General features: G+C 74.4%; 22 protein-coding genes and 1 riboswitch. All 22 genes read right to left on the bottom strand.

All coding sequences use genetic code 11. The features are described 5' to 3' along the window. Positions 1-32: 32 nt before the first annotated feature. On the bottom strand, positions 33-296 hold the full coding sequence (locus NP064_RS08115) for a phosphoribosyl-ATP diphosphatase (RefSeq protein WP_227569126.1): 264 nt from the start codon (positions 294-296) through the stop codon (positions 33-35). After that, a complete protein-coding gene (gene ribH / locus NP064_RS08110; protein WP_227569125.1) occupies positions 293-769 on the bottom strand; it encodes a 6,7-dimethyl-8-ribityllumazine synthase in 477 nt (158 codons plus the stop codon). The genes NP064_RS08115 and ribH overlap by 4 nt, the downstream gene beginning before the upstream one ends. Beyond that, on the bottom strand, positions 766-2166 hold the full coding sequence (gene ribA, locus NP064_RS08105) for a GTP cyclohydrolase II (protein ID WP_227569124.1): 1401 nt from the start codon (positions 2164-2166) through the stop codon (positions 766-768). Before ribA ends, ribH begins: the two co-directional genes overlap by 4 nt. Then, positions 2163-2774 carry a riboflavin synthase gene (locus tag NP064_RS08100; RefSeq protein ID WP_227569122.1) on the bottom strand — a complete coding sequence of 204 codons (612 nt, stop codon included), beginning with the start codon at positions 2772-2774 and terminating at the stop codon, positions 2163-2165. Before NP064_RS08100 ends, ribA begins: the two co-directional genes overlap by 4 nt. Continuing rightward, positions 2774-3832, bottom strand: coding sequence for a bifunctional diaminohydroxyphosphoribosylaminopyrimidine deaminase/5-amino-6-(5-phosphoribosylamino)uracil reductase RibD (gene ribD, locus NP064_RS08095; RefSeq protein WP_227569193.1), 1059 nt, complete (start codon positions 3830-3832; stop codon positions 2774-2776). Before ribD ends, NP064_RS08100 begins: the two co-directional genes overlap by 1 nt. A 136-nt stretch (positions 3833-3968) precedes the next feature. Then, a riboswitch (FMN riboswitch) is annotated at positions 3969-4103 on the bottom strand. A gap of 305 nt (positions 4104-4408) precedes the next feature. After that, positions 4409-5083, bottom strand: coding sequence for a ribulose-phosphate 3-epimerase (rpe, locus tag NP064_RS08090; protein ID WP_227569120.1), 675 nt, complete (start codon positions 5081-5083; stop codon positions 4409-4411). A gap of 62 nt (positions 5084-5145) precedes the next feature. After that, positions 5146-6672, bottom strand: coding sequence for an RsmB/NOP family class I SAM-dependent RNA methyltransferase (locus NP064_RS08085; RefSeq protein ID WP_227569119.1), 1527 nt, complete (start codon positions 6670-6672; stop codon positions 5146-5148). Beyond that, positions 6669-7664, bottom strand: coding sequence for a methionyl-tRNA formyltransferase (locus tag NP064_RS08080; protein WP_227569118.1), 996 nt, complete (start codon positions 7662-7664; stop codon positions 6669-6671). The genes NP064_RS08085 and NP064_RS08080 overlap by 4 nt, the downstream gene beginning before the upstream one ends. 61 nt (positions 7665-7725) lie before the next feature. After that, positions 7726-8346, bottom strand: a complete 621-nt coding sequence (locus NP064_RS08075; RefSeq protein WP_227569116.1) for an HAD family hydrolase — start codon at positions 8344-8346, stop codon at positions 7726-7728. After that, positions 8343-10556 carry a primosomal protein N' gene (locus NP064_RS08070; RefSeq protein WP_227569115.1) on the bottom strand — a complete coding sequence of 738 codons (2214 nt, stop codon included), beginning with the start codon at positions 10554-10556 and terminating at the stop codon, positions 8343-8345. Before NP064_RS08070 ends, NP064_RS08075 begins: the two co-directional genes overlap by 4 nt. A gap of 67 nt (positions 10557-10623) precedes the next feature. Then, positions 10624-11832 (bottom strand): methionine adenosyltransferase, encoded by a 1209-nt coding sequence (gene metK / locus NP064_RS08065; RefSeq protein ID WP_227569114.1) that lies wholly within the window; start codon positions 11830-11832, stop codon positions 10624-10626. 26 nt (positions 11833-11858) lie between these two features. Next, positions 11859-13064 (bottom strand): bifunctional phosphopantothenoylcysteine decarboxylase/phosphopantothenate--cysteine ligase CoaBC, encoded by a 1206-nt coding sequence (gene coaBC, locus NP064_RS08060; protein WP_227569112.1) that lies wholly within the window; start codon positions 13062-13064, stop codon positions 11859-11861. Positions 13065-13105: 41 nt separating this feature from the next. Further along, complete coding sequence (gene rpoZ / locus NP064_RS08055; protein WP_227569111.1) at positions 13106-13369, bottom strand: DNA-directed RNA polymerase subunit omega; 264 nt, start codon at positions 13367-13369, stop codon at positions 13106-13108. Positions 13370-13409: 40 nt separating this feature from the next. Then, positions 13410-13979 (bottom strand): guanylate kinase, encoded by a 570-nt coding sequence (gene gmk, locus NP064_RS08050; RefSeq protein ID WP_227569110.1) that lies wholly within the window; start codon positions 13977-13979, stop codon positions 13410-13412. A 51-nt stretch (positions 13980-14030) separates the two neighbouring features. Next, a complete protein-coding gene (gene mihF / locus NP064_RS08045) occupies positions 14031-14342 on the bottom strand; it encodes an integration host factor, actinobacterial type (RefSeq protein ID WP_227569109.1) in 312 nt (103 codons plus the stop codon). Positions 14343-14420: 78 nt separating this feature from the next. Next, the gene (gene pyrF / locus NP064_RS08040; protein ID WP_227569107.1) at positions 14421-15281 is read right to left on the bottom strand and encodes an orotidine-5'-phosphate decarboxylase; all 861 of its coding nucleotides are present in this window, start codon (positions 15279-15281) and stop codon (positions 14421-14423) included. Beyond that, on the bottom strand, positions 15281-18655 hold the full coding sequence (gene carB / locus NP064_RS08035; RefSeq protein ID WP_227569105.1) for a carbamoyl-phosphate synthase large subunit: 3375 nt from the start codon (positions 18653-18655) through the stop codon (positions 15281-15283). Before carB ends, pyrF begins: the two co-directional genes overlap by 1 nt. Beyond that, on the bottom strand, positions 18655-19845 hold the full coding sequence (carA, locus tag NP064_RS08030; protein ID WP_227569104.1) for a glutamine-hydrolyzing carbamoyl-phosphate synthase small subunit: 1191 nt from the start codon (positions 19843-19845) through the stop codon (positions 18655-18657). The genes carB and carA overlap by 1 nt, the downstream gene beginning before the upstream one ends. Further along, entirely contained in the window at positions 19842-20375 is a 534-nt protein-coding gene (locus tag NP064_RS08025; protein ID WP_227569103.1) for a PH-like domain-containing protein, read from the bottom strand. The genes carA and NP064_RS08025 overlap by 4 nt, the downstream gene beginning before the upstream one ends. Continuing rightward, complete coding sequence (locus NP064_RS08020; RefSeq protein ID WP_227569102.1) at positions 20375-21721, bottom strand: dihydroorotase; 1347 nt, start codon at positions 21719-21721, stop codon at positions 20375-20377. The genes NP064_RS08025 and NP064_RS08020 overlap by 1 nt, the downstream gene beginning before the upstream one ends. After that, entirely contained in the window at positions 21718-22710 is a 993-nt protein-coding gene (locus NP064_RS08015; RefSeq protein ID WP_227569100.1) for an aspartate carbamoyltransferase catalytic subunit, read from the bottom strand. Before NP064_RS08015 ends, NP064_RS08020 begins: the two co-directional genes overlap by 4 nt. Beyond that, positions 22707-23291, bottom strand: coding sequence for a bifunctional pyr operon transcriptional regulator/uracil phosphoribosyltransferase PyrR (gene pyrR, locus NP064_RS08010; protein ID WP_227569099.1), 585 nt, complete (start codon positions 23289-23291; stop codon positions 22707-22709). The genes NP064_RS08015 and pyrR overlap by 4 nt, the downstream gene beginning before the upstream one ends. Positions 23292-23463: the final 172 nt, after the last annotated feature.

Raw genomic sequence — 23463 nt, 5'->3', positions numbered from 1 at the left:
CCACGTCGGGGCGGTGCGCCAGGTCGCCGCGGTCACAGGTGGGCGTAGACGTCCTCGAGGGTCAGGCCCTTCGCGAGCATCAGCACCTGCAGGTGGTAGAGCAGCTGCGAGATCTCCTCGGCGGTGCGCTCGTCACCCTCGTGCTCGGCGGCCATCCAGACCTCGGCGGCCTCCTCGACGACCTTCTTGCCGATCGCATGGACGCCGGCATCCAGCTCGGTGACAGTGCCGGATCCGGCGGGGCGGGTGGCGGCCTTCTGGGCCAGCTCAGCGAACAGCGCGTCGAACGTCTTCACGGCAGGAGCCTAGACGCACGCAGGGCCGCGACCGTCGCCAGGGCCGCCTCAGCGGCCTCCGCGCCCTTGTCCTCGTGCGATCCCGGCAGCCCCGCGCGATCGAGCGCCTGCGCCTCGTCATCGCACGTGAGGACACCGAACCCGACCGGAACGCCGGTGCGCACCGCGACGTCCGTCAGGCCCATCGCGGCGGCCTGGCACACGTAGTCGAAGTGCGGGGTGCCGCCCCGGATGACCACCCCGAGCGCGACCACGGCGTCGGCGTGGCCGGCTGCGTGCCGGGCGGCGACGGGCAGCTCGAACGTGCCGGGGACACGCACCCACGTGACGTCCGTCACGCGCGCCGCCGCCAGGGCGCGTCGCGCCCCCTCGATCAGCCCGTCCATGACGACGGTGTGCCAGCTGGCGGCGACGACGGTCACCCGCAGTCCCGCGCCGTCGACGTCCAGGGTGGGTGCTCCTGCGCCGCTCATGACCTGATCTCCTCGCTGGTGGGGATAGCGCCCAGGTCGTCCTCGACGAGGACGTGGTCGCCGGTGTCGGTGCCGGGCGCGGCCGGTGCGGCCTCGACCGGGTCGAGCCGCAGCGGCTCGGTCTGCTCGGTGCCCGGCGGGAACGTCAGCACGTGTCCCATCGAGGTGGCCTTGGTGCGTAGGTACGCCTCGTTGTGCGGCGTCCGGCCCACCTCGAGCGCCCGGATCTGGACGACGTCGATGCCGTGGGCTCGCAGCCCTGTGACCTTCGCCGGGTTGTTGGTGAGCAGCGTGACCCGCTGCACGCCCAGGTCCGCGAGGATCGCCGCGGCGGCGCCGTACTCGCGTCGGTCGGCCGGCCAGCCGAGGTCGAGGTTCGCCTCGACGGTGTCCCGGCCCTCGTCCTGCAGCGCGTAGGCCGCGACCTTGGCCAGGAGCCCGATCCCCCGGCCCTCGTGGCCGCGCAGGTACACGACGGCGCCGCCCTCACGCGCGGCGAGCTCGAGCGCGGCGTCGAGCTGCGGTCCGCAGTCGCAGCGCGCCGACCCGAACGCGTCGCCTGTCAGGCACTCCGAGTGCACCCGGACCACGGGCTGCTCGGCGAGGCCCTGCGTCGCCACGAGCGCCACGTGCTCGGAGCCGGTGCGCAGGTCGCGGTAGCCGTGGATGCGGAACTCGCCGTGCCTGGTCGGCAGGTACGCCGTGTGCGTCGCGTGCACCCGGGGCGTCGTGCCGGCGCCGTGCGCGTCCGCGTCCGCGTCGGCCGCCTCCACGACGTCGCCGTGCTGGGTGCGCCACGCCACCAGGTCGGCGATGGTGATCAGCACGAGGCCGTTCTCGGCGGCGACCTGCGCGGCTTCGTCGAGGCGCACCATCGTGCCGTCGTCGTTGACCAGCTCCGCGATGGCGCCCACCGGCTCGAGCCCGGCGAGACGGCACAGGTCCACGGCGGCCTCGGTGTGGCCCGATCGGTGCAGCACGCCGCCGGGCACCGCGCGCAGCGGCAGCACGTGCCCCGGCCGGATCAGGCTCTCCGGCCCGGACGCCGGATCGGCCAGCACCCGCAGCGTGCGGGCGCGGTCGGCAGCCGAGATCCCGGTGGTCACGCCGGAGGCCGCGTCGACCGTCACCGTGTACGCCGTGCGGCGGGGGTCCTCGCTCTGCGGCACCATCAGGGGCAGCTGCAGGGCGTCGGCGCGCGCGGCCGGCATGGGGGCGCACAGGTAGCCCGAGGAGTGCCGGATGGTCCAGGCCACCCACTCGGGTGTGGCGGACGCGGCGGCGAGGATGACATCGGCCTCGTTCTCGCGGTCTGGGGAGTCCGCGACGAGCACAGGCCGTCCCGCGCGCAGCGCGTCGAGGGCCTGCTCGATGGTTCCCAGAACAGGCGCGCTCATCGGACCGCCTCCCCCGCCTGCAGCAGCCGTTCCACGTACTTGGCGAGCACATCGACCTCCACATTGACCCGCGCGCCCGGGGCCAGGGCGCCCAGGGTCGTCGCGGCGAGCGTCGTCGGGATCAGCGAGACCCCGAACGAGTCCTGCGACACCTGCGTCACGGTCAGGGAGACTCCGGAGACCGCGACCGATCCCTTCTCCGCGATGTACCGGGCCAGCTCCGGCCCGACCTCGAAGACCAGGTCGTCCCAGCGAGGGCCCGGGGTGCGGGAGCGCAGCACCGCGACCCCGTCCACGTGGCCCTGGACGATGTGCCCGCCGAGGCGGGCGTCAGCGCGCAGCGCGCGCTCCAGGTTCACCGGCGACCCCGCCGCGAGGTCGCCGAGGGCGGTGCGCCGCAGCGTCTCGGGCATGACGTCCGCCGTGAACGTCCCATCGCCGGGGAGGCCGGTGACGGTCAGGCACACGCCCGCCACGCAGATCGAGTCGCCCAGCGCCGCGTCGGATGCCACCAGTGGCCCCTTGACCGCCACCCGGGCGTCCCCCTGGCCGGCGGCCGCCTCGATCATGACGACGGCGCCGACCTCTTCGACGATTCCGGTGAACATCAGCTCTCCTCGCTGGGCGTGCGGACCAGATGAATTGTCTGCGCCGTGCCTGGGGGCGGGTCGTGCGGGCGCGGGCGGCTGACGATCAGCACGTCTGGCCCGAGCCGGCGGACCTCGTGCGGCTCCAGCCGCAGCGCCCCGTCGATGGACCCGATGCCCAGGTCGGCGACCGCAGGGCGTCCGGCGCCGAGGAACACGGGCGCCACGTAGGCGCGCACCTCGTCGACCAGCCCGGCGCGCAGGAACGCGGCGGCGATCGTGGGGCCGCCCTCGACGAGCAGGTGCCGGACCTCCCGGGCGTGCAGCAGGGCCAGCACCTCGCGCGGGTCGTGCGTCGCCGCGTGCACCAGCTCTCCGCCCGGCCCGCGCAGCCTGCCGTTGGCGGGCGCCGGCCGACGGCCCACCACCACGCGCAGCGGCTGGTGGTCCGCCAGCCCTCCGGCCTCGTCGCGCGCCGTCAACGCGGGGTCGTCGGTCACGGCCGTGCCAGAGCCCACGGCGATCGCGTCCACCTGCGCGCGCAGGACGTGGGCGTCGCGTCGCGAGGCCTGCGACGTGATCCACCGGCTGGAGCCGTCGGCGGCGGCCACCCGTCCGTCGAGGGACGTCGCGAGCTTCAGCGTCACGAACGGGCGCCCGTGCTCGATGGCGTGCAGCCACGGGCCGAGCACGGCGCGGCCCTCCTGCTCGCTGACCCCGGCGACCACGTCAACGCCGGCCGCGCGCAGCCGCGCGGCCCCGCCTGCCGCGACCGGGTTCGGGTCCGCCACGGCGATCACGACGCGCGAGACGCCCGCGTCGAGCAGCGCACGGGAGCACGGGCCGGTGCGGCCGGTGTGGTCGCAGGGCTCGAGGGTCACGACAGCGGTGGCGCCGCGGACAACCGCGCCGCGTCCCCGGGCGTCGTCAAGCGCAGCGACCTCGGCGTGCGGGGTGCCGGCGCCCCGGTGCCAGCCCTCGCCGAGCGGATGCCCGTCAGGGCTCACCAGCACGCAGCCGACACGCGGGTTGGGGCCGTGGGCGGGACCGCGGAGCGCCAGCTCGAGCGCGCGCGCCATCGCGCTCTCCAGAGCCTGGTCCAGCTGGTCCACATCCGCCTCCCGTGCCGCTTGGGCTCCGGGGGCTAGCGGGAGGACGAACGCCCGTCGGGGACGTCCGCCACCCACGGCACGCGACCCCGAAGGGCACGCGCCGCCACGTCTCCTCCCATCCGGACTTTCACCGTCGGTCCTGGAGTTCCACCAGGTCAACCGGACGCTCTGTGAAAGAGCGGCCGGGTCGCGGACTGTCACCGCCGGCTCGGAATTACACCGACCCCGGAGCACGTGTGTGCGTTCTGCTGACGATGATGCCACACGCGCGTGGGTCCTCCGGCCAGCGGCGCGCGAGCCGGCGCCTCCCCCTGCCCCGGACGGTGGGGCCGGGTCAACCGAAGGGCCGGGGGCGCATCCGCCGCGCGGAGGACCACAGGCCCAGGTCGGGGCGCCAAGTCAGAGGACGTCACGTCCGCCGATCCTGGAGGAGTCCCATGCAGACCCCACCCGTCGAGCACGCCCCACCCGTCGAGCACCGTGTCACCGTCGTCCCCGGCGTCGAGCTGTGGGCGGAGGAGCGTGGCCCGGGCGTCGGAGGGGTCAGGCGTCGGTGCGGGCGGTCGCCTCGTCCGCGAGGTCTCGCAGGGCGGTGATCTCCGCGGCCGGGTCGGGCGCCCCGTACACCGCCGAGCCCGCGACGAAGCAGTTGGCGCCGGCCGCGGCGATCGTGGCGATCGTCTCGCGGGAGACCCCGCCGTCGACCTGGATCCACGTGGACGCGCCCACCGCGTCGATCGCGGCCCGCGCCCGCCGGATCTTCGCGAGTGTGCCCTCGATGAACGCCTGGCCCCCGAACCCGGGCTCCACGGTCATGACCAGGATCATGTCGAGCTCGTCCAGCAGGTCCAGGTAGGGCTCGACGGGCGTGGCCGGCCGCAGCGCCACCGCGGCCCGGACCCCTTGCGCCCGGAGCTCCCGGGCCAGGCGGACCGGCGCCTGCGACGCCTCGGCGTGGAACGTGACCGACGCGGCGCCCGCCTCCGCGTACAGCGGGGCCCAGCGGTCCGGGTCCTCGATCATCAGGTGCACGTCGATGGGCACTGGCGACACCTCGACGATCCTCCGGACCACGGGCAGGCCGAGCGTGAGGTTGGGGACGAAGTGGTTGTCCATCACGTCGACGTGCGCGTAGTCCGCGCCGCTGATCACCGCGAGGTCGCGCTCGAGGTTCGCGAAATCTGCGGACAGGATGCTGGGATTGACGAGTGCGGCCACCTGACCAGCGTATCCGCGCTGCCACGCACCGCAGGATGGGGCGCGCGGGAGCGCCCTGCCCGTCAGCCCTGGCGTCGCAGAAGCGTCAGGTGCATCGCGTCGGTGCCGTGGACGTGCGGCCACAGCTGTGCGTCGTCTCGGTCGGCCAGGTCGATGCCGGGGGCGATGTCCCGAAGAGGCCCCCGCGCGTCGAGGACCTCGACGTCCAGGCCACGTCGGGCAGCCGCCCGCAACGCGTCCTTGACCACCAGCTGGGTCTCGACCAGGTGCGGTGAGCAGGTGACGTAGGCGACCACTCCCCCGACCCGGACCGCCTCGAGGGCCGAGCCGAGCAGCGCCCTCTGCAGCTCGCCCAGGCCCGCCAGGTCGGCCGGACTCCGCCGCCACCGCGCCTCGGGCCGTCGGCGGAGCGCGCCCAGGCCCGTGCACGGCGCGTCGACCAGCACCCGGTCGTAGGCGCCGGGCTCCTGCTCGCCCACGATCCGCCCATCGCCCACCCGCACGGCCTCGACCGCGTCTGCGGGCAGCGCCGCCAGAGCGCGTTCCACGAGTCGCGCGCGGTGGGGCTGGACCTCGTTGGCGACCAGCCGCGCACCCCGCTCGGAGGCGAGAGCGGCGAGCAGCGCCGCCTTGCCACCGGGGCCAGCGCACAGGTCGAGCCACCGCTCGTCGCGCCCCTCGACCGGGACCCGCGCCAGGGCCAGGGCGGTCAGCTGGCTTCCCTCGTCCTGGACCCCCACCGCGCCGCGGCGCACTGCCGGGAGCGAGGCGGGGTCGCCGGACTCCAGCACCACGGCGGTGGGCGCCCACCGCCCGGGGCGGCTCTCCGGCAGGCCTGCCACCACCTCGGCGGAGCTCGTGAGCCCGGGACGCGCGACCAGCGTCACCCGAGGGGCGTCGTTGTCGGCCCGGAGCAGCGCCTCGATCTCGTCGGCGGGACGGCCATGGGCGACCAGCGCCTCCCGCAGCGCCCGCACGATCCAGGTGGGGTGGCTCTCGACCACCGCGAGCCGCTCGAGCGGCTCCTCGCCGGCAGGGTCGGCGGCGTCCCCGATGCGCTCGAGCCACACCTCGAGGGGCTCCTTGCTGACCGCTCGCAGGACGGCGTTGACGAACTGCGCGGCGCCCGCCCCGACCTGCTCGCGGGCCAGGCCCACGGTCTCCGAGACGGCGGCGTGCGGGGGCACCCGCATCCCGAGCAGCTGGTGGGCGCCGAGCCGCAGCACGTCGAGCACGGGAGCGTCGATCGCGGCGACCGGGCGCGCTGCGCACTGCTCGATCACGGCGTCGTACCGGCCCTGCAGCCGCAGGGCCCCGTAGGCCAGCTCGGTCGCGAATCCCGCGTCGCGGCCGTCGATCCGCCGCTCCCGCAGCAGCGGCGGCAGCACCAGGTTCGCGTAGGAGTCCGACCCGCCCACGGCGCGCAGCACGTCGAACGCGGCCGTGCGCGCGGCGTCGGCGCCTCTCCTCCGCTGCGACGGCGCGCTCGCCGTCCTGGCCCCGCGCCCATCGGCGCGCGCGGCCCCGCGCTCACGCCCACGCGCGTCCCGGCGCGAGGAGCCCGGGCCCCGGCCTGCCGGGGCGCTCACGCCTGAGCCTCCGCCCGCTCGGCGTCGTCGTCGACCGGCGCCGCGGCTCCCAGCCGGATGCCGTCCCGCAACGGGGAGCCGTCGCCCAGCCGCGCGCCGCGCGCCCAGGCGCTCGCGTCCATCGTGCGCTTCCCGGCCGGAGTGACCTCGCCGAGCCGCACCGCGGAGGTGGCCGTGCCCACGTGCACGTGCCGCTTGCCGAGGCGGAGCTCGCCTGGCGCCAGGTCCGTCACCTCCGGGTCAGCGGTCAGCGGTCCGAGCCCGAGACGGGACCCGTCCGGCAGCAGCGTCCAGGCGCCGGGCGCCGGCGTGCACCCGCGCACGAGCCGGTCCACCGCGTACGCGGGGTGCTCCCACCGCACCCGTGCGTCCTCGACCTCGAGCCGCGGGGCCAGGCTCACCCCGTCGTGTGGTTGGGGGACGGGGCTGAGGATCCCGTCCTCGATGGCGTCCAGCGTGCGGGCCAGCAGGCTCGCGCCCGCCACGGACAACCGCCCGAGCAGGTCGCCCGCGGTGTCCCGGGGACGGATCGTCTCGGTCAGCGTCCCGAAGACCGGCCCGGTGTCCAGGCCCTCCTCGAGGAGGAACGTGCTCGCCCCCGTGACCTCGTCGCCCGCGATGATGGCGCGCTGCACCGGCGCGGCGCCCCGCCACGCGGGGAGCACCGAGAAGTGCAGGTTCACCCAGCCGTGCGTCGGGATGCCCAGCGCCGCCGCGGGGACCAGGGCCCCATACGCGACGACCGGGGCCACGTGCACGGCGAGCTCCGCCAGGCGTGCCTGGAACTCCGGGTCCCGCGGGCTCGGCGGTGTCAGCACCTCGACGCCGGCCTCGAGGGCCCGCCGCTTCACCGGGCTGGGGGCGAGCGTGCGGCCACGACCGGATCGGGCGTCCGGGCGGGTCAGCACCGCCACCACGTCGTGCCGTGAGTCGAGGAGGGCGTCGAGCGCGGGAACAGCCACCTCGGGGGTGCCGGCGAAGAGCAGTCGCATCCCTCGATCCTAGGTGCCCGCACGGGCCCCGCCTCGCGCCCGGAGCGTCGGCTGTGACGCGTCACACCGGCAGGCCGCGAGCCGCCAGGTCCCCCCGCAGCGCCGTCGCGCCGGTGAACAGCACCGCGTCGAACCCCTCCCCTGACGCCGCGGCGACGTTCGCCGGGGAGTCGTCCACGAACACCGTCCGGGACGGGACCAGCCGGAACCGGTCCGCGAGCAGCTGGAAGATCCGCGGGTCCGGCTTCGCCAGCAAGACCTCCCCGGAGACCAGGACGTCCTCGAGCAGGTCGATGGCCGGCGCCGCGGGCGCCGCGTGGTGGAACGTCTCGGCAGACCAGTTGGTCAGCCCGAGCAGCCGCACCCCCGCCGCCCGCAGGTCCGCGACCACGGCGGCTGATCCCGGCACCGGCCCGGGCAGCGAGGCCGCGAAGTTGTCGCGGTACAGGGTCAGGGCCGCCAGGTGACGCGGGTGGCGCTCGCGCACCGCCTGGAGCGCCTCAGCCCACGGCCGGCCAGCGTCCTGCAGGTGGTTGAACGCGGCGAAGTCCACCTCGTCGAAGAGCGCGTCGACCTCGTCCCGGGTCAGGCGGCCCGTGAACGGGAGGTACGGGTCCCACTGGACGAGGACGTTGCCCAGGTCGAAGACGACCGCCTCGATCGGCGACCGGTCGCGCGTCACAGCATCTCCGCCGGGTCCACCTGCGCCCGGACGATCCCGCCCTCATGGCGCGCGCTGCGCACCGCGAGCGACGCCGCGAGGGTGCGGGCCATCGCCTGGCCCTCCGCGAGCGGGGCGCGGATCAGCACCCGCACCTCGGCGTCGAGCGTCTCTTGGGCGGCGCCGCGCGCTGCGCCCGCACGTCGCGCCACGCCGATCTGCGAGGACCCGCCGACGACCGGCACAGGCCCCAGCACCCCCCCGCCGGGCGGCAGCTCGAGGCGGTCGACGACGGCCTGCACTGCCTCGCGCGTCCCGGTCACGGCGGCCACCCGGACGACCGGGGGCAGCGCCAGCGTCTGGCGCTCGAGCAGATCGCGTGCGGCCAGTCCTGCGGGGTCCCAGCGGACCAGCGCCTGCGTGGGGCCGGGCGCGCCGTCTCCGACGAGCGCGACCACGCCACCCTCTCCGTGCGGCCGAACCAGGGCCGCGGCGGCGAGCCAGCGGCGCACCGCGTCCTCGCCCGCGCTCAGCGAGGTCGACGTCGAGCCGACGCCCGCGTCCAGCAGCACGGCCGCCGCATAGCCCGCCTCGCACACCGGCTCCGCGCCGGTCGTGGCGACCACGAGCGCCGGCGAGTCGGGGACTGTCGCGAGGACGCCTGTCGCGGCACGGGCGCCTGAGGACCGCACCGCCACCCCGGGGAACGCCCGGCCCAGCTCCTCTGCCGTGCGATCCGAGCCCACACGCACCGAGCGCAACCCGCCGTCGCCGCACTCGGGGCACCGCCAGCCCGTCGCGAGGCGCCCGCACCACTGGCACTGCGGGACCGCTTGCGCGGACGCCAGCGCGAGGGCGCCGTGGCAGGCTCCGCACCGCGCGACCGCGCGGCACCTCCCGCAGGCCACGACCGGCAGGTACCCCGCGCGCGGCACCTGGACCAGCACCGGGCCAGCCTCGAGGCGCTCGCGGATCAGGCGGATGGCCGGGCTGGGGAGCCGCGCGGCGCCAGCCGCCCCCTCGCGGGCGAGCTCGACGCTGGTCAGGGCGCGGACCTGCGGGGTGCGGGCGCGGACCACGGCCCGCTCGGCCGCCACCTCCCGCGCCCACCCGCGCTCGACCAGTGCCTGTGCCTCGACGGTGCGGCCGTGCCCGGCGAGCAGGAAGGCGGCCTCTTGCTGGGCCGCGCGCAGGGCGAGGACCTCGCGCACGTGCGGGTGCGGCGTCCGCGGCTCCACGTGCAGGTCGTCGCCGTCGTCCCAGCAGACCACCAGGCCGAGATCGGCCACCGGGGCGAAGGCCGCCGCACGGGTTCCCACCACGACGCGGGCCTGGCCGCGCAGGGCGGCGAGGAAGGCGCGGTAGCGGGGCGCCGGACCGTCATCGGCGAGGAGCCGGACGAACCCGCCCGTGGCGCCGCCCGCCCAGGGGCCGATGCCCGACGCCTCGAGGGCCTCGCACACCCGCACGACGTCGCGGGCGTCGGGGACGACGATCAGCACCCCGCGTCCGCCCGCGACGCACGCGGCGGCCGCCTGCGCGAGGGCGTCGGGCCAACGCTGCCCGGCTGGCCCAGGCAGCGCGGACAGCACAGCCCGCGGCGCGCCGCCGGCGGTCAGGTGCTGCAGGAACGCCGGGCCACCGCGGTAGGGCTGCCACGCGGTCGAGGGCGCCGGCGCGCGGGAGGGCGGCTCGGCGTCGACCGTGGGGCGGGGCGCGTCGGCACGGTCGGCGTCCGCAGTCGCGGTGGCGGGTGGGGCCTCCGCGGGGGCGCCCTCGACTCGGGCGTGCCGCGCCGGGATCGCCAGGCGCAGCACGTCGGCGAGTGTCCCCGCGTAACGGTCGGCGACCGCTCGTGCGAGCACCCGCACCTCCGGGGTCAGGACCCTCTCGGGCGAGACGACCCGGCGCAGCGGCGCCAGCGTTCCCTCGTGCTCCGCCTGCTCCGCGCGCTCGAGCAGGTAGCCGTCGACATCCTGGCCGCCGAACCGCACCTTGACCCGGGTGCCGGGCTGCGCGGCGTCGCTCAGCGCGGCGGGCACCACGTACTCGAACGGCCGGTCCAGGTGGGCGGGCGGCAGGTCGACGCACACCCGGGCGACCGGCAGCTCGGCGGCGGGCTGGACCCCGTCGCGGGCAAGCCGGGCACGGCCCTTGGGCGCCGGCGCGGCGGGCAGGTCGAGCAGGGTCAGCTGCTCACCCTGAGCGACGCCCTCTCCGTCCACCGGCACCTCTCAACCTCCCGAGCGTTGCTGCCACGACCTCCTCGATCCGGCCGTCGACCGTCGCTCCGAGCGCTCAGCCGACGGCGGAGAGCAGGTCCGCGACCCGGTCGGTGCGCTCCCAGGTGAACTCGGGCAGCTCCCGCCCGAAGTGACCGTAGGCGGCGGTGCGCTGGTAGATCGGCCGCAGCAGGTCGAGGTCGCGGATGATCGCGGCCGGGCGCAGGTCGAAGACGTCCCGGATGGCGCGCGTGATGCGGTCGAGCGGGACGGTCTCGGTGCCGAACGTCTCGACGTACAGGCCCACGGGCTGCGCCTTGCCGATGGCGTAGGCGACCTGCACCTCGCAGCGGCTCGCGAGCCCGGCGGCGACGACGTTCTTGGCGACCCAGCGCATCGCGTACGCGGCGGACCGGTCCACCTTCGAGGGGTCCTTGCCCGAGAAGGCGCCGCCGCCGTGGCGGGCCATGCCGCCGTAGGTGTCGACGATGATCTTGCGGCCGGTGAGGCCAGCGTCGCCCTGGGGGCCGCCGACCACGAACGTCCCGGTGGGGTTGACCAGCAGGCGGTGCCCCCGCACGTCGAGGTCCATGTCGAGCCCGGCCAGCACCGGCGCCACGACGTGCTCGGCGATGGCCGGCGCGAGCACGGCCTCGAGGTTCAGGTCGGGGTCGTGCTGGGTGGAAAGGACCACGGTGTCGAGCCGCACGGCCCGGTCGCCCTCGTACCCGATGGTGACCTGGGTCTTGCCGTCGGGGCGCAGCCGCGGGACGACCCCGGACTTGCGGACCTCGGCGAGCTGCTCGGCGAGCCGGTGGGCGAGGAAGATCGGCAGGGGCAGCAGCGTGGGGGTGTCGTTGCTGGCATAGCCGAACATGAGCCCCTGGTCGCCGGCGCCCTGCAGGTCGAGCGGGTCGTGGTCGGCGGTGTCCTGCCGCGCCTCGAGGGCCTTGTCGACGCCCTGGGCGATGTCGGGCGACTGCTGCCCGATCGACACGGACACACCGCACGAGTCGCCGTCGAATCCGATGTGCGAGGAGGTGTACCCGATGCCCCGGACCACCTGGCGCACGACCTGCGGGATCTCCACGTACGCGCTGGTCGTGACCTCGCCCGCGACATGCACCAGACCCGTGGTGACCATGGTCTCCACGGCCACGCGCGCCGCCGGGTCCTGCTCGAGGATCGCGTCGAGGATCGCGTCGGAGATCTGGTCGCAGATCTTGTCCGGGTGACCTTCCGTGACGGACTCGGAGGTGAACAGACGCATGTCGGGCTCGGTCATGGCGAACAGCCTAATGCGGGCAGGCCTCACAGATGTGCGAGTACCGCATCCCAGACAGCGTCGGCGACTGTGTCCTTCGACCCACTGGCCGTGGCGACGATCTCGGCGTCGCGGTCGAGGATCGTGACCTCGTTGTCCGTCGTGCCGAATCCGCGGCCCTCGCCCACCGCGTTGACGACCATCAGGTCGGCGCCCTTGCGCAGCGCCTTGGCCCGGCCATGGTCGAGCACCGAGGCGCCGTCGTCGCCGGTCTCGGCGGCGAACCCCACGATGACCTGTCCCGGCCGGAGTCGCTCGGAGGCGAGCTCGGCGAGGATGTCGGGGTTCTGCACGAGGCGCAGGACGAGCGGGTCGTCGCCCGACTTCTTGATCTTGGAGGTGGCGCTCGCCTCCGGACGGTAGTCCGCCACGGCGGCGGCCATGACCACCGCGTCGGCGTCCTTCGCGGCGGAGCGGACGCCATCCCGCAGCTGCTCGGTCGTCTCGACCGCCACGGTCTCGACGCCCTCGAGCGCGGGCAGGCCCACGTTCGCGGCGACCAACGTCACCCGGGCGCCGCGGCGCCGGGCGGCCTGCGCCAGGGCGTGGCCCTGGCGGCCCGAGGAGCGGTTGCCCAGGTAGCGCACGGGGTCCAGCGGCTCACGGGTGCCCCCGGCGGAGACGACCACGTGCCTCCCGGCGAGGTCCTGCGGGGGCGCGTCCGGCGCCGGGTCCACGAGCGCGAGCGCCGCGGCGGCCACCACCTCGGGGTCGGGCATCCGGCCCGGGCCCGTGTCCGCGCCGGTCAGGCGGCCGGAGGCGGGCTCGAGCACGTGCGCCCCGCGCTCGCGCAGCGTGCGCACATTCGCCACGGTGGCGGGGTGCTCCCACATTTCGGTGTGCATCGCGGGCACGAGCAGCACGGGGCAGCGGGCCGTGAGCAGCGTCGCGGTGAGCAGGTCGTCAGCGCGCCCGGTGGCTGCGCGCGACAACAGGTCGGCGGTCGCGGGGGCCACCACCACGAGGTCCGCCGACTTGCCCAGCGCGACGTGCGGGACGTGCGCGACGTCCTCGAAGACCTCGGTGCTCACCGGGTGCCCGGACAGCGCCTCCCAGGTCGCGGCGCCGACGAACTCGAGCGACGCGCGGGTGGGGACCACCCGGACGTCATGGCCCGCCTCGGTGAGCAGGCGCAGCAGCAGGGCGGACTTGTAGGCGGCGATGCCGCCGGAGACGCCGAGGACGATGCGCATGTGGTCCGCCGCCGTGGCGCCTGCCCGGGGGGCGAGGCGGCTCAGGCCTCGGTCGACTCGACCGTCAGGAGGCCGCCGTCGATCTCGCGCATGGCGATCGACAGGGGCTTCTCCTGCGGGCGCGTCTCGACGAGCGGGCCGACGTACTCCAGGAGGCCCTCGTTGAGCTGCGAGTAGTACGCGTTGATCTGGCGCGCGCGCTTGGCCGAGTAGATGACGAGCGCGTACTTGGAGTCGGCGCGCTCGAGCAGCTGGTCGATGGGCGGGTCAGTGATGCCGACTGGGGCGGCGACGGTTCCGGACACGGTGAACTCCGCACGTTGCAGGGGTGGGACTGAGGCCATGCTACCCGGTCGGCAGTCCCATCAGGTGGACCAGCTCGTCGGTGGCCCGCTGGACGTCGTCGTTGATGATCGTGTGGTCGAACTCGGGCTCGGCCGCGAGCTCGACGCGCGCTGTCTGCAGGCGCCGCTCGCGCTCCTCGGCGTCCTCGGTCCCCCGGCCGACCAGCCGGCGGACCAGCTCGTCCCAGCTCGGCGGCGCGAGGAAGATGAACTGGGCGTCCGGCATGCTCGCGCGCACCTGCCGCGCGCCCTGGAGGTCGAGCTCGAGGAGCACCGGCTCACCTGCCGCGAGGTGCTGCTCGACGGGGCCCCGCGGGGTGCCGTAGCGGTTGCGCCCGTGCACCACGGCCCACTCGAGCATGTCGCCGCGCTCGACCATCGAGTCGAACTCCGCGCCAGACACGAAGTGGTAGTGGACCCCCTCGACCTCCCCGGGCCTCGGCGACCTCGTCGTCGCAGACACGGAGAGCCACAGATCCGGGTACCGCTGCCGGACGTCGGCGGACACGGTGCCCTTTCCGACGGCGGTCGGTCCGGCGAGAACGGTGAGCCGGGCGGGCGTCGTCGTCATGGCGTTGCAGCACTCCTGGGCCAGTGGTTGGGGGGAACCACTGACGCTACCTCACCCGAACCGGTCGACCAGCGCCTTGATCTGGTGCGGGCCCAGGCCGCGCACGCGGCGCGTCTCGGAGATGCCGACCTCGGACATGATGGCCCTGGCCTTGACCTTGCCGACCCCGGGAAGGGACTCGAGCAGGGCGACGACCTTGAGCTTGCCGATGGTGTCGTCCTCGTGTCCTTGGGCGATCACCTCCGAGAGAGTCCCCTGCGAGTACTTCAGCCGGTTCTTCACCTCGGCACGTGCCTGCCGCGCGGCGGCGGCCTTCTCTAGAGCTGCGGCGCGTTGTTCTGGAGTCAGCGGTGGAAGAGCCACTCGAGTCACCTTCTCGTCAGTGGGACGTGATCGTCCACCGAACCTAGCGAGCATTCGCACAGGTCGGCAACGCGAACGTCAACGAAGCGCCGCGGCCGCCTCCGCGCAGGCGCGCTCCGCGGCCCGGCGCAGGGCCTCCCGGTCCGGCCCGGCGGCCAGGACACCGCGCGAGGACGAGGCCAGAACCGCCCGCCGCGCGGGCCCGAAGACGGCCGCGAGCTCGGCGGCGCCGGCGCCCTGGGCGCCCACACCGGGGGCCAGGAGCGGCCCCCGGACGGCGGCCAGGTCGACGCCGGCGTCGTGGGCCGCGGACCCGATGGTGGCGCCCACCACCAGTCCCACAGAGCCCAGCTCCGCGCCCGATGCCGCTGTCTCACGCTCGTTGAGCAGGCGCGCCTGGCCGGCGATCGCCGCGGCGACGGAGACCCCGCTCGCGTCCCGGGCGTGCTGCACGCTCGCGCCCTCGGGGTTGGAGGTGAGCGCCAGCACGAACAATCCCCGCCCGGTCGCCCGTGCAGCCTCGACCGCCGGCTCCAGCGAGCCGAAGCCGAGGAACGGGGAGACGGTGAGCGCGTCCCCGGCGAGCGGCGACCCATCCCGCAGGTAGGCGTCGGCGTAGGCGGCCATGGTCGAGCCGATGTCCCCCCGCTTGGCGTCGACGATCACGAGCGTCCCGGTGGCGCGCCCCGCGGCGACGACCTCCTCGAGCACCGCGACCCCCGCCGAGCCGTGCCGCTCGAACAAGGCTGACTGCGGCTTGACGGCCGCCACGCGGCCCCCCACCGCCTCCATGACCGTGCGCGCGAACGCGGCCAGCCCTGAGGCGTCGTCGGGCAGGCCCCAGGCCGCCAGGAGCCCGGGGTGCGGGTCGATGCCCACGCAGAGCGGGCCGTGCGCGTCCATGGCCTCGGCGAGCCGGGCGCCGAACGCGGCGGCCATCAGGCCACCGATCCCGCGAACGACGCGGCGCCACCGGCGCCGCTCGTCCCCGTGACCGCCGAGCGCCGCACAAGGGCCGCGGCGTCGTGCTCCTGGAGGCTGGTCACCTGGAACGGCCCGGCGAGGGCGGCCTCGATGCCCTGCACCGCGGCGCCCAGCTGCTGCACTGTCGTGACGATCGCCTTGTCCGCCGCGGTGGTCGCCGCCCGGATCTCGTAGCCGTCCGCGCGGGCGCCCTGCCCGGACGGGGTGTTCACCACGATGTCCACCAGGCCCTGGGTGATCAGGTCCACGATGGTGGGCTCCCCCGCGGCCCCCCGCCCCGACGAGTGCTTGCGCACGACCCGGGAGTCGATGCCGCTGCGGCGCAGCACGGCGGCGGTGCCCTCGGTGGCGAGGATCTCGAATCCCAGCTCGGCCAGCCGCTTCACCGGGAAGACGATCGAGCGCTTGTCCCGGTCGGCCACCGAGATGAACGCCGCGCCGGAGGTCGGCAGACCGCCGAAAGCCGCCGCCTGCGACTTGGCGAACGCCGTGGGGAAGTCCACGTCGAAGCCCATCACCTCGCCGGTGGAGCGCATCTCCGGCCCGAGCACGGTGTCGACAACGGTGCCGTCGGTGGTGCGGAAGCGCTTGAAGGGCAGCACCGCCTCCTTGACCGCGATGGGCGCGTGGAGGTCCAGCACACTGGCGTCGGCCGCCGGCAGCACCCCTGAGGCGCGCAGGTCGGCGATCGTGTGGCCCGTCATGACCAGGGCGGCCGCCTTGGCCAGCGAGACCCCCGTCGCCTTGGAGACGAACGGCACGGTGCGCGAGGCGCGCGGGTTCGCCTCGAGCACATACAGGACGTCCGAGACGAGCGCGAACTGGATGTTGAGCAGGCCGCGCACCCCCACGCCGTGGGCGATGGCCTCGGTGGAGCGGCGGATGCGCTCGAGCTCCGAGGTGGACAGCGTCACCGGCGGCAGCACGCACGCCGAGTCGCCCGAGTGGATCCCGGCCTCCTCGATGTGCTCCATGACGCCGCCCAAGAACAGCTCATGGCCGTCGTAGAGGGCGTCGACGTCGATCTCGATCGCGTCGTCGAGGAAGCGGTCGATGAGCAGGGGCGGCAGCGCGCCGGCCCGACCGGTGTGGTCCACCGCCGCCTCGAGGGCGCGCTCGACGTACTCGGTGAGCTGGGCGTCGTCGTAGACGATCTCCATGCCCCGCCCGCCCAGCACGTACGACGGGCGCACAAGGACCGGGAAGCCGATGTCCCGGGCGGTCTCACGGGCCGCCTCGAGGGTCGTCGCGGTGCCGAACGCCGGCGCGGGCAGGCCCGCCTCGGCGAGCACCGCGCCGAAGGCGCCACGGTCCTCCGCGGCGTCGATGGCCGACGGCGACGTGCCGAGGATCGGCAGGCCGGCGTCCGCCAACCGCTGCGCCAGCGACAGGGGCGTCTGCCCTCCGAGCTGCACGATGATCCCGGCCACCGGCCCGGCGGCCAGCTCTGCCTCGTAGACCTCGAGGACGTCCTCGAAGGTCAGCGGCTCGAAGTACAGCCGGTCCGAGGTGTCGTAGTCCGTGGAGACCGTCTCGGGGTTGCAGTTGACCATGACGGTCTCGTACTCGCCCTTGAGGGCGAGCGCGGCGTGCACGCACGAGTAGTCGAACTCGATGCCCTGCCCGATGCGGTTGGGGCCCGAGCCCAGGATGAGGACGGCCGGGCGCTCGCGGGGGGCGACCTCGGTCTCCTCGTCGTAGGACGAGTAGTGGTACGGCGTGCGGGCCTCGAACTCGGCGGCGCAGGTGTCCACGGTCTTGTAGACCGGGCGGACCCCCACGGCATGCCGGGTGCGGCGCACCTCGTCCTCGGTGACGCCGCGCAGGGAGGCGACCTGGACGTCCGAGAGCCCGTGCCGCTTGGCGTGCGCGAGCACGTCGGCGGTCAGCGCCGGCGCGTCGGCCGTGGCCTGGGCCACCTCGTTGACCAGCGCCACCTGGTCGAGGAACCACGGGTCGATGCCCGTGAGCGCGTACACGTCCTCGACGCTCGCCCCGGCGCGCAGCGCCTGCTGCACGTCGACGTGGCGGCCCTCGGTCGGGCGGGTCAACGACGCCAGGAGGGACTCGAGCGCCTCTCCGGAGGCGGGCTCGCCGTCCCAGTGGAAGACCGAGCCCTTCTTGTCGATCGACCGCATCGCCTTGCCCAGCGCCTCGGTGTAGTTGCGGCCCAGCGCCATCGCCTCGCCGACCGACTTCATGGTCGTGGTCAGCGTGTCGTCAGCCGCCGGGAACTTCTCGAAGGCGAACCGCGGCACCTTGACGACCACGTAGTCGAGCGTCGGCTCGAAGGACGCAGGCGTGGAGCCGGTGATGTCGTTGGGGATCTCGTCGAGCGTGTAGCCGATGGCCAGGCGGGCCGCGATCTTCGCGATCGGGAAGCCGGTGGCCTTGGACGCCAGGGCGGAGGAGCGCGAGACGCGCGGGTTCATCTCGATGACGATGATCCGCCCGGTGTCGGGGTGGATCGCGAACTGCACGTTGCAGCCGCCGGTGTCCACGCCGACCTCGCGGATGATCGCGATGCCGATGTCGCGCATGCGCTGGAACTCGCGGTCGGTCAGCGTCAGCGCGGGCGCCACCGTGACCGAGTCGCCGGTGTGCACGCCGACCGGGTCCACGTTCTCGATCGAGCACACGACGACCACGTTGTCGGCCTTGTCGCGCATGAGCTCGAGCTCGAACTCCTTCCAGCCGAGGATCGACTCCTCCAGGAGCACCTCGGTGGTCGGCGAGTAGTGCAGGCCCTGGCCGACGATGCGGCGCAGGTCCGCCTCGTCGTAGGCCATGCCCGAGCCGAGCCCGCCCATCGTGAACGAGGGGCGCACCACCATCGGGTAGCCGAGCACCTCGGCCGCCGCGACGGCCTCCTCGACGGTGTGGATGATCTCCGAGCGGGCGCTCTCCCCGCCGCAGACCTCCACGACCTCCTTGAACTGCTGGCGGTCCTCGCCCTTCTGGATGGCCGCGATGTTCGCGCCGATCAGCTCGACGCCGTACTCCTCGAGGACGCCGGCCTCGTCGAGCTCGATGGCCGCGTTCAGCGCCGTCTGCCCGCCCAGGGTCGCCAGCACCGCGTCCGGGCGCTCCTTGGCGATGATCGAGGTCAGGACCTCACGGGTGATCGGCTCGACGTACGTGGCGTCCGCGAACTCCGGGTCGGTCATGATCGTGGCGGGGTTCGAGTTCACCAGGACGACCCGGATGCCCTCGTCCCGGAGCACACGGCAGGCCTGCGTGCCGGAGTAGTCGAACTCGCACGCCTGCCCGATGACGATCGGCCCAGAGCCGATCACGAGAACGCTGGAGATGTCTGTGCGACGGGGCATCAGCGGTCGGCACCCTTCTGCGCACCCGTGGTGTGCATGAGCTCGAGGAAACGGTCGAAGAGGTACGCGGCGTCGTGCGGGCCCGCGGCGGCCTCAGGGTGGTACTGCACCGAGAAGGCCGGCAGGTCGAGGGCGGACAGGCCCTCGACGACGTCGTCGTTCAGGTTCACGTGGGAGACCACGACCCGGCCGTACCGGCCGCCGTCGTGCGGCGCCGTGGACTCGCCGTCCAGCGGCGCGTCCACCGCGAAGCCGTGGTTGTGCGCGGTGATCTCCACCTTGCCGGTCAGGCGGTCCACCACAGGCTGGTTCACGCCGCGGTGGCCGTAGCCGAGCTTGTAGGTGCCGTAGCCCAGCGCGCGGCCCAGCAGCTGGTTGCCGTAGCAGATCCCGAAGAACGGGATGCGCCGGTCGAGAACCTCCCGGAGCAGCTCCACCTCGTGGGTCGCCGCGCCCGGGTCGCCCGGGCCGTTGGAGAAGAAGACCCCGTCGGCCCCAGTCGCCAGCACATCCTCGATGCTCGAGGTCGCGGGGAGCACGTGCACCCGGATCCCGCGCTCCGCCATCCGCTGCGGCGTCATCGACTTGATGCCCAGGTCCACCGCGGCGACCGTGGCCACCGGCTCCGCTAGCGGCCCGCCATCCGGCCCGAGGGCCTCGACCACGTACGCCTCGGACGTCGAGACCTCCCCCGCCAGGTCGGCCCCCTGCATCGCCGGAGCGGCCAGGACCGCCGCCAGCAGCGCGTCGTCGGGCAGGCGCGCGCCGTCCTCGCCGAGCAGCGCGTCGCCGGAGAAGACGCCCCCGCGCATCACGCCGCGCTCGCGCAAGTGACGGGTCAGCGCGCGGGTGTCGACGTCGCTGATCCCCACGACGCCCTGCGCCTCGAGCTCCTCGTCCAGCGTCCGCTGCGCGCGCCAGCTCGACGCGCGGCGCGCGGGGTCGCGCACCACGTAGCCGGCCACCCAGATGCGGCCCGACTCCGGGTCGTCGTCGTTCACACCGGTGTTGCCGATGTGCGGGGCGGTCATCACCACCACCTGGCGGTGGTAGCTCGGGTCGGTGAGCGTCTCCTGGTACCCGGTCATCCCGGTGTTGAAGACGATCTCCCCAACGGTGGACCCGGTGGCGCCGTAGGCACGCCCCCGGAAGGTCCGCCCGTCCTCCAGGATCAGGACTGCGTCGGTCATTGCTGCTCCTTCGTGGCGGGGGACGCCGGGTCGATCAGTTCTCGGGACGCCTCGAGGAGGCGGATACGGTCCTCGGCGCGGCGGGGCCGCACACCGGTGTCGAGCCCGCGCTCGTCGCCGTCCGGGGCCCAGGTGAGGACGACGATCCCGTCGCCCCCGACGTACTTGCCGGCCATGCCTGACGTGGACCCGACCGCCCGCAGCGCGTGCGCCGGGACCCAGATGTCCGGGGCCCCGCGACGAGCGATCAGGACGCCCTGGCCGAAGACCTGCGCCTCAGCGCTGCTCCGCACGCCCAGGTCGTGCGCGACCACGCGGTCCAGCCAGTCGCCCGAACGCGTCGACGAGACGTACGTCGCCTCCATCGGCCCGGTGAGCGCCGGACCGCGCACACCGTCCGCGGGCGCCTCCGGAAGATCCGGCACCACCGCGGCCGTGCGCTCGCCACGGTTGCGCCACCCGCGCCGCATGAGCCACAGCGCCAGCAGGCCCAGGGCCAGGAGGGCGCCGATCGTGAGGGCCTGCCGCATCAGACCGTCGCCTCGCGCCCGGCGGCGCGCAGGCTGCCGTCCGGGTCGTCCTGAGGGCGCCCGTCGAGCACCGTGGCACGCCCCCGCAGGAAGGTGGCGACCACCGCGCCCGGCAGCTGCCGGCCACGGAACGGGGAGTTCGCGCTCGCGGTCCCCTGCTCCTCGGGGACCACCGTGCGCCGTGCCGCGGGGTCGACCAGCGTGAGGTTGGCAGGCTCGCCCACTGCGAGCGGGCGGCCCTGGTCCTCGACCCGGCCGATCGCCGCCGGCGTGCTCGACAGGACGCGTGCGACATCGGCCCAGGTCATGCGGCCGGTGTCGACCATCGCCTCCTGCACCACCGACAGCGCGGTCTCCAGGCCGGTCATGCCGAACGCGGCGGCGGCCCACTCGCAGTCCTTGTCCTCGCGCGGGTGCGGCGCGTGGTCGGTGGCCACGATGTCGATCGTCCCGTCGGCCAGGCCCGCCCGGACCGCCTCGACGTCGGCGGCCGTGCGCAGCGGCGGGTTCACCTTGAACACCGGGTCGTAGCCCCGGGCCTCCTCGTCGGTGAGCATCAGGTGGTGGGGCGTGACCTCGGCGGTCACGTCGATCCCCCGCGACTTCGCCCAGCGGATGATCTCCACCGACCCCGCGGTGGACAGGTGGCACACGTGCAGTCGCGCGCCGACGTGCTCGGCGAGCAGCACGTCACGGGCGATGATCGCCTCCTCCGCGACGGCGGGCCAGCCGGCCAGGCCGATCTCGGCCGAGACGACGCCCTCGTGCATCTGGGCGCCCGCGGTCAGGCGCGGCTCCTGCGAGTGCTGGGACACCACGCCGTCGAAGGCCTTGGTGTACTCGAGCGCGCGGCGCATCAGCACCGGGTCGTGCACGCACTTGCCGTCGTCGGAGAAGACCCGCACGCGGGCGGCGGAGCCGGCCATCGCGCCGAGCTCGGCGAGCTGCTCGCCCTCCAGCCCGACGCTCACCGCGCCGACGGGCCGCACGTCGACCCAGCCGGCGTCCCGGCCCAGTCGCCAGACCTGCTCGACGACGCCCGCCGTGTCCTGCGTCGGCGTGGTGTTGGCCATCGCGTGGACCGCGGTGAAGCCCCCGAGGGCCGCGGCGCGGGTCCCCGAGAGCACCGTCTCGGCGTCCTCGCGGCCCGGCTCGCGCAGGTGGGTGTGCAGGTCGACCAGGCCCGGCAGGAGCACCAGCCCCGCGCCGTCCACCTCGATCGCGTCCGGGCCTGCCTCGGCGGAGGCGTCGGCGCCGATCGCGGCGATCACCCCGTCGGCCAGCAGCACGTCCACCGCGTCTCCGCCCAGCGGCGCCACCGCCCGGAGCAGGTACCTCGTGCTCACGCTGCCTCCACCTTCACGTTCGTCGTCTGCTCCCCGGCGAGGAGCATGTACAGCACCGCCATCCGCACGGCCACACCGTTGGCGACCTGCTCGACGATCACGGCCCGCGGCGAGTCGGCCGCCTCCGCCGAGATCTCCAGGCCGCGGTTCATCGGGCCCGGGTGCATGACGATGGCGTGGTCGGCCAGGGCCCGCAGCCGGCGGCCGTCGAGCCCGTACCCGCGGGAGTACTCGACCGGGCTGGGGAAGAAGCCGCCGCCCGCCGTGGACATCCGCTCGCGTTGCACGCGGAGCATCATCACGGCGTCGGGCTGCTCGTCGGCCAGCACCGCGTCGAGGTCGTAGGACACCTGCGCCGGCCACGCCTCGACGCCCACGGGCACCAGGGTGGGCGGCGCCACGAGGGTCACCTGGGCGCCCAGCGTGTGCAGCAGCTGCACGTTGGACCGCGCCACCCGGCTGTGGAGCACGTCGCCGACGATCACGACCCGGAGGCCGTCCAGGTCGCGGCCCGTCACGTCCGCGCGCCCACCGTCGCCCACGAGGTGCCGGCGGATCGTGTACGCGTCGAGCAGCGCCTGGGTGGGGTGCTGGTGGGTGCCGTCGCCCGCGTTCACCACAGCGCCGTCCGTCCAGCCCGAGTGGGCCAGCATGTGCGGCGCCCCGGAGGCATGGTGGCGGATGACGACCGCGTCGGCGCCCATGGCCTGCAGGGTCTGCGCGGTGTCCTTGAGCGACTCGCCCTTGGACACGCTCGACCCCTTGGCCGAGAAGTTGATGACGTCGGCCGAGAGCCGCTTCGCGGCCGTCTCGAACGAGATGCGCGTGCGCGTCGAGTCCTCGAAGAAGAGGTTGACGACGGTGCGCCCGCGCAACGTGGGCAGCTTCTTGATCTCCCGCGACTGGGTCGCGGCCATCTGGCCCGCGGTGTCGAGCACGCGGATCGCGGTGGCGCGGTCGAGGTCCTGGGCTGAGAGCAGGTGCTTCATCGGGCGCCTCCGGAGATGAGGACGGCGTCCTGGCCGTCGGTCTCCGCGAGCAGCACCCGCACGCGCTCCGAGGTGGAGGTCGGCAGGTTCTTGCCCACGAAGTCGGGGCGGATGGGCAGCTCGCGGTGTCCCCGGTCGACGAGCACGGCGAGCTGCACCGCGCGTGGTCGTCCGAGGTCGTTGATCGCGTCGAGCGCGGCACGGATCGTTCGGCCGGAGTAGAGCACGTCGTCGACGAGCACCACGACCTTGCCGTCGATCCCGTCGTGCGGGACGTTCGTCGCACCGATGACCCTGGTGGGGTGATGGGCCAGGTCGTCGCGGTACATCGTCACGTCGAGGCTCCCGACGAGCGCCGACTCGTCCAGGCCAGGCTCGACCTCGGCAAGCCGCGTGGCAAGCCGCTGCGCGAGCGGCAGCCCACGGGTGGGTATCCCCAGCAGGACGACGTCGGAGCCGCCCTTGTTCCGTTCGAGGACCTCGTGCGCGATACGGGTCAGTGCGCGGGCGATCTCTGCCTCGCCGAGCACCACGGTCGATCCTGCGGCGCCCTCTGCGGGCGCACCGGTGCCAGAGCTCATCTGGCGACCTCCTTCCCCGCCTCACCGGACGGCACTTAAAGGAATGTCGATCTCGGTCGCCGATCCTACCCGGCTGCTGCCCGCCCCGACCGGCCGTCTCACGGGCGTGCAGGTCGCGGGAATCTCGCCGTCTACGAAGGGCGCTCCGCCCGAGGCTCCCGGCCCGGGCTCG

Source organism: Cellulomonas chengniuliangii, from assembly GCF_024508335.1.
Lineage (GTDB): Bacteria > Actinomycetota > Actinomycetes > Actinomycetales > Cellulomonadaceae > Cellulomonas_A > Cellulomonas_A chengniuliangii.
The sequence above is the reverse complement of the archived record's forward strand: the minus strand, read 5'-3'. Positions and strand labels throughout refer to the sequence as shown.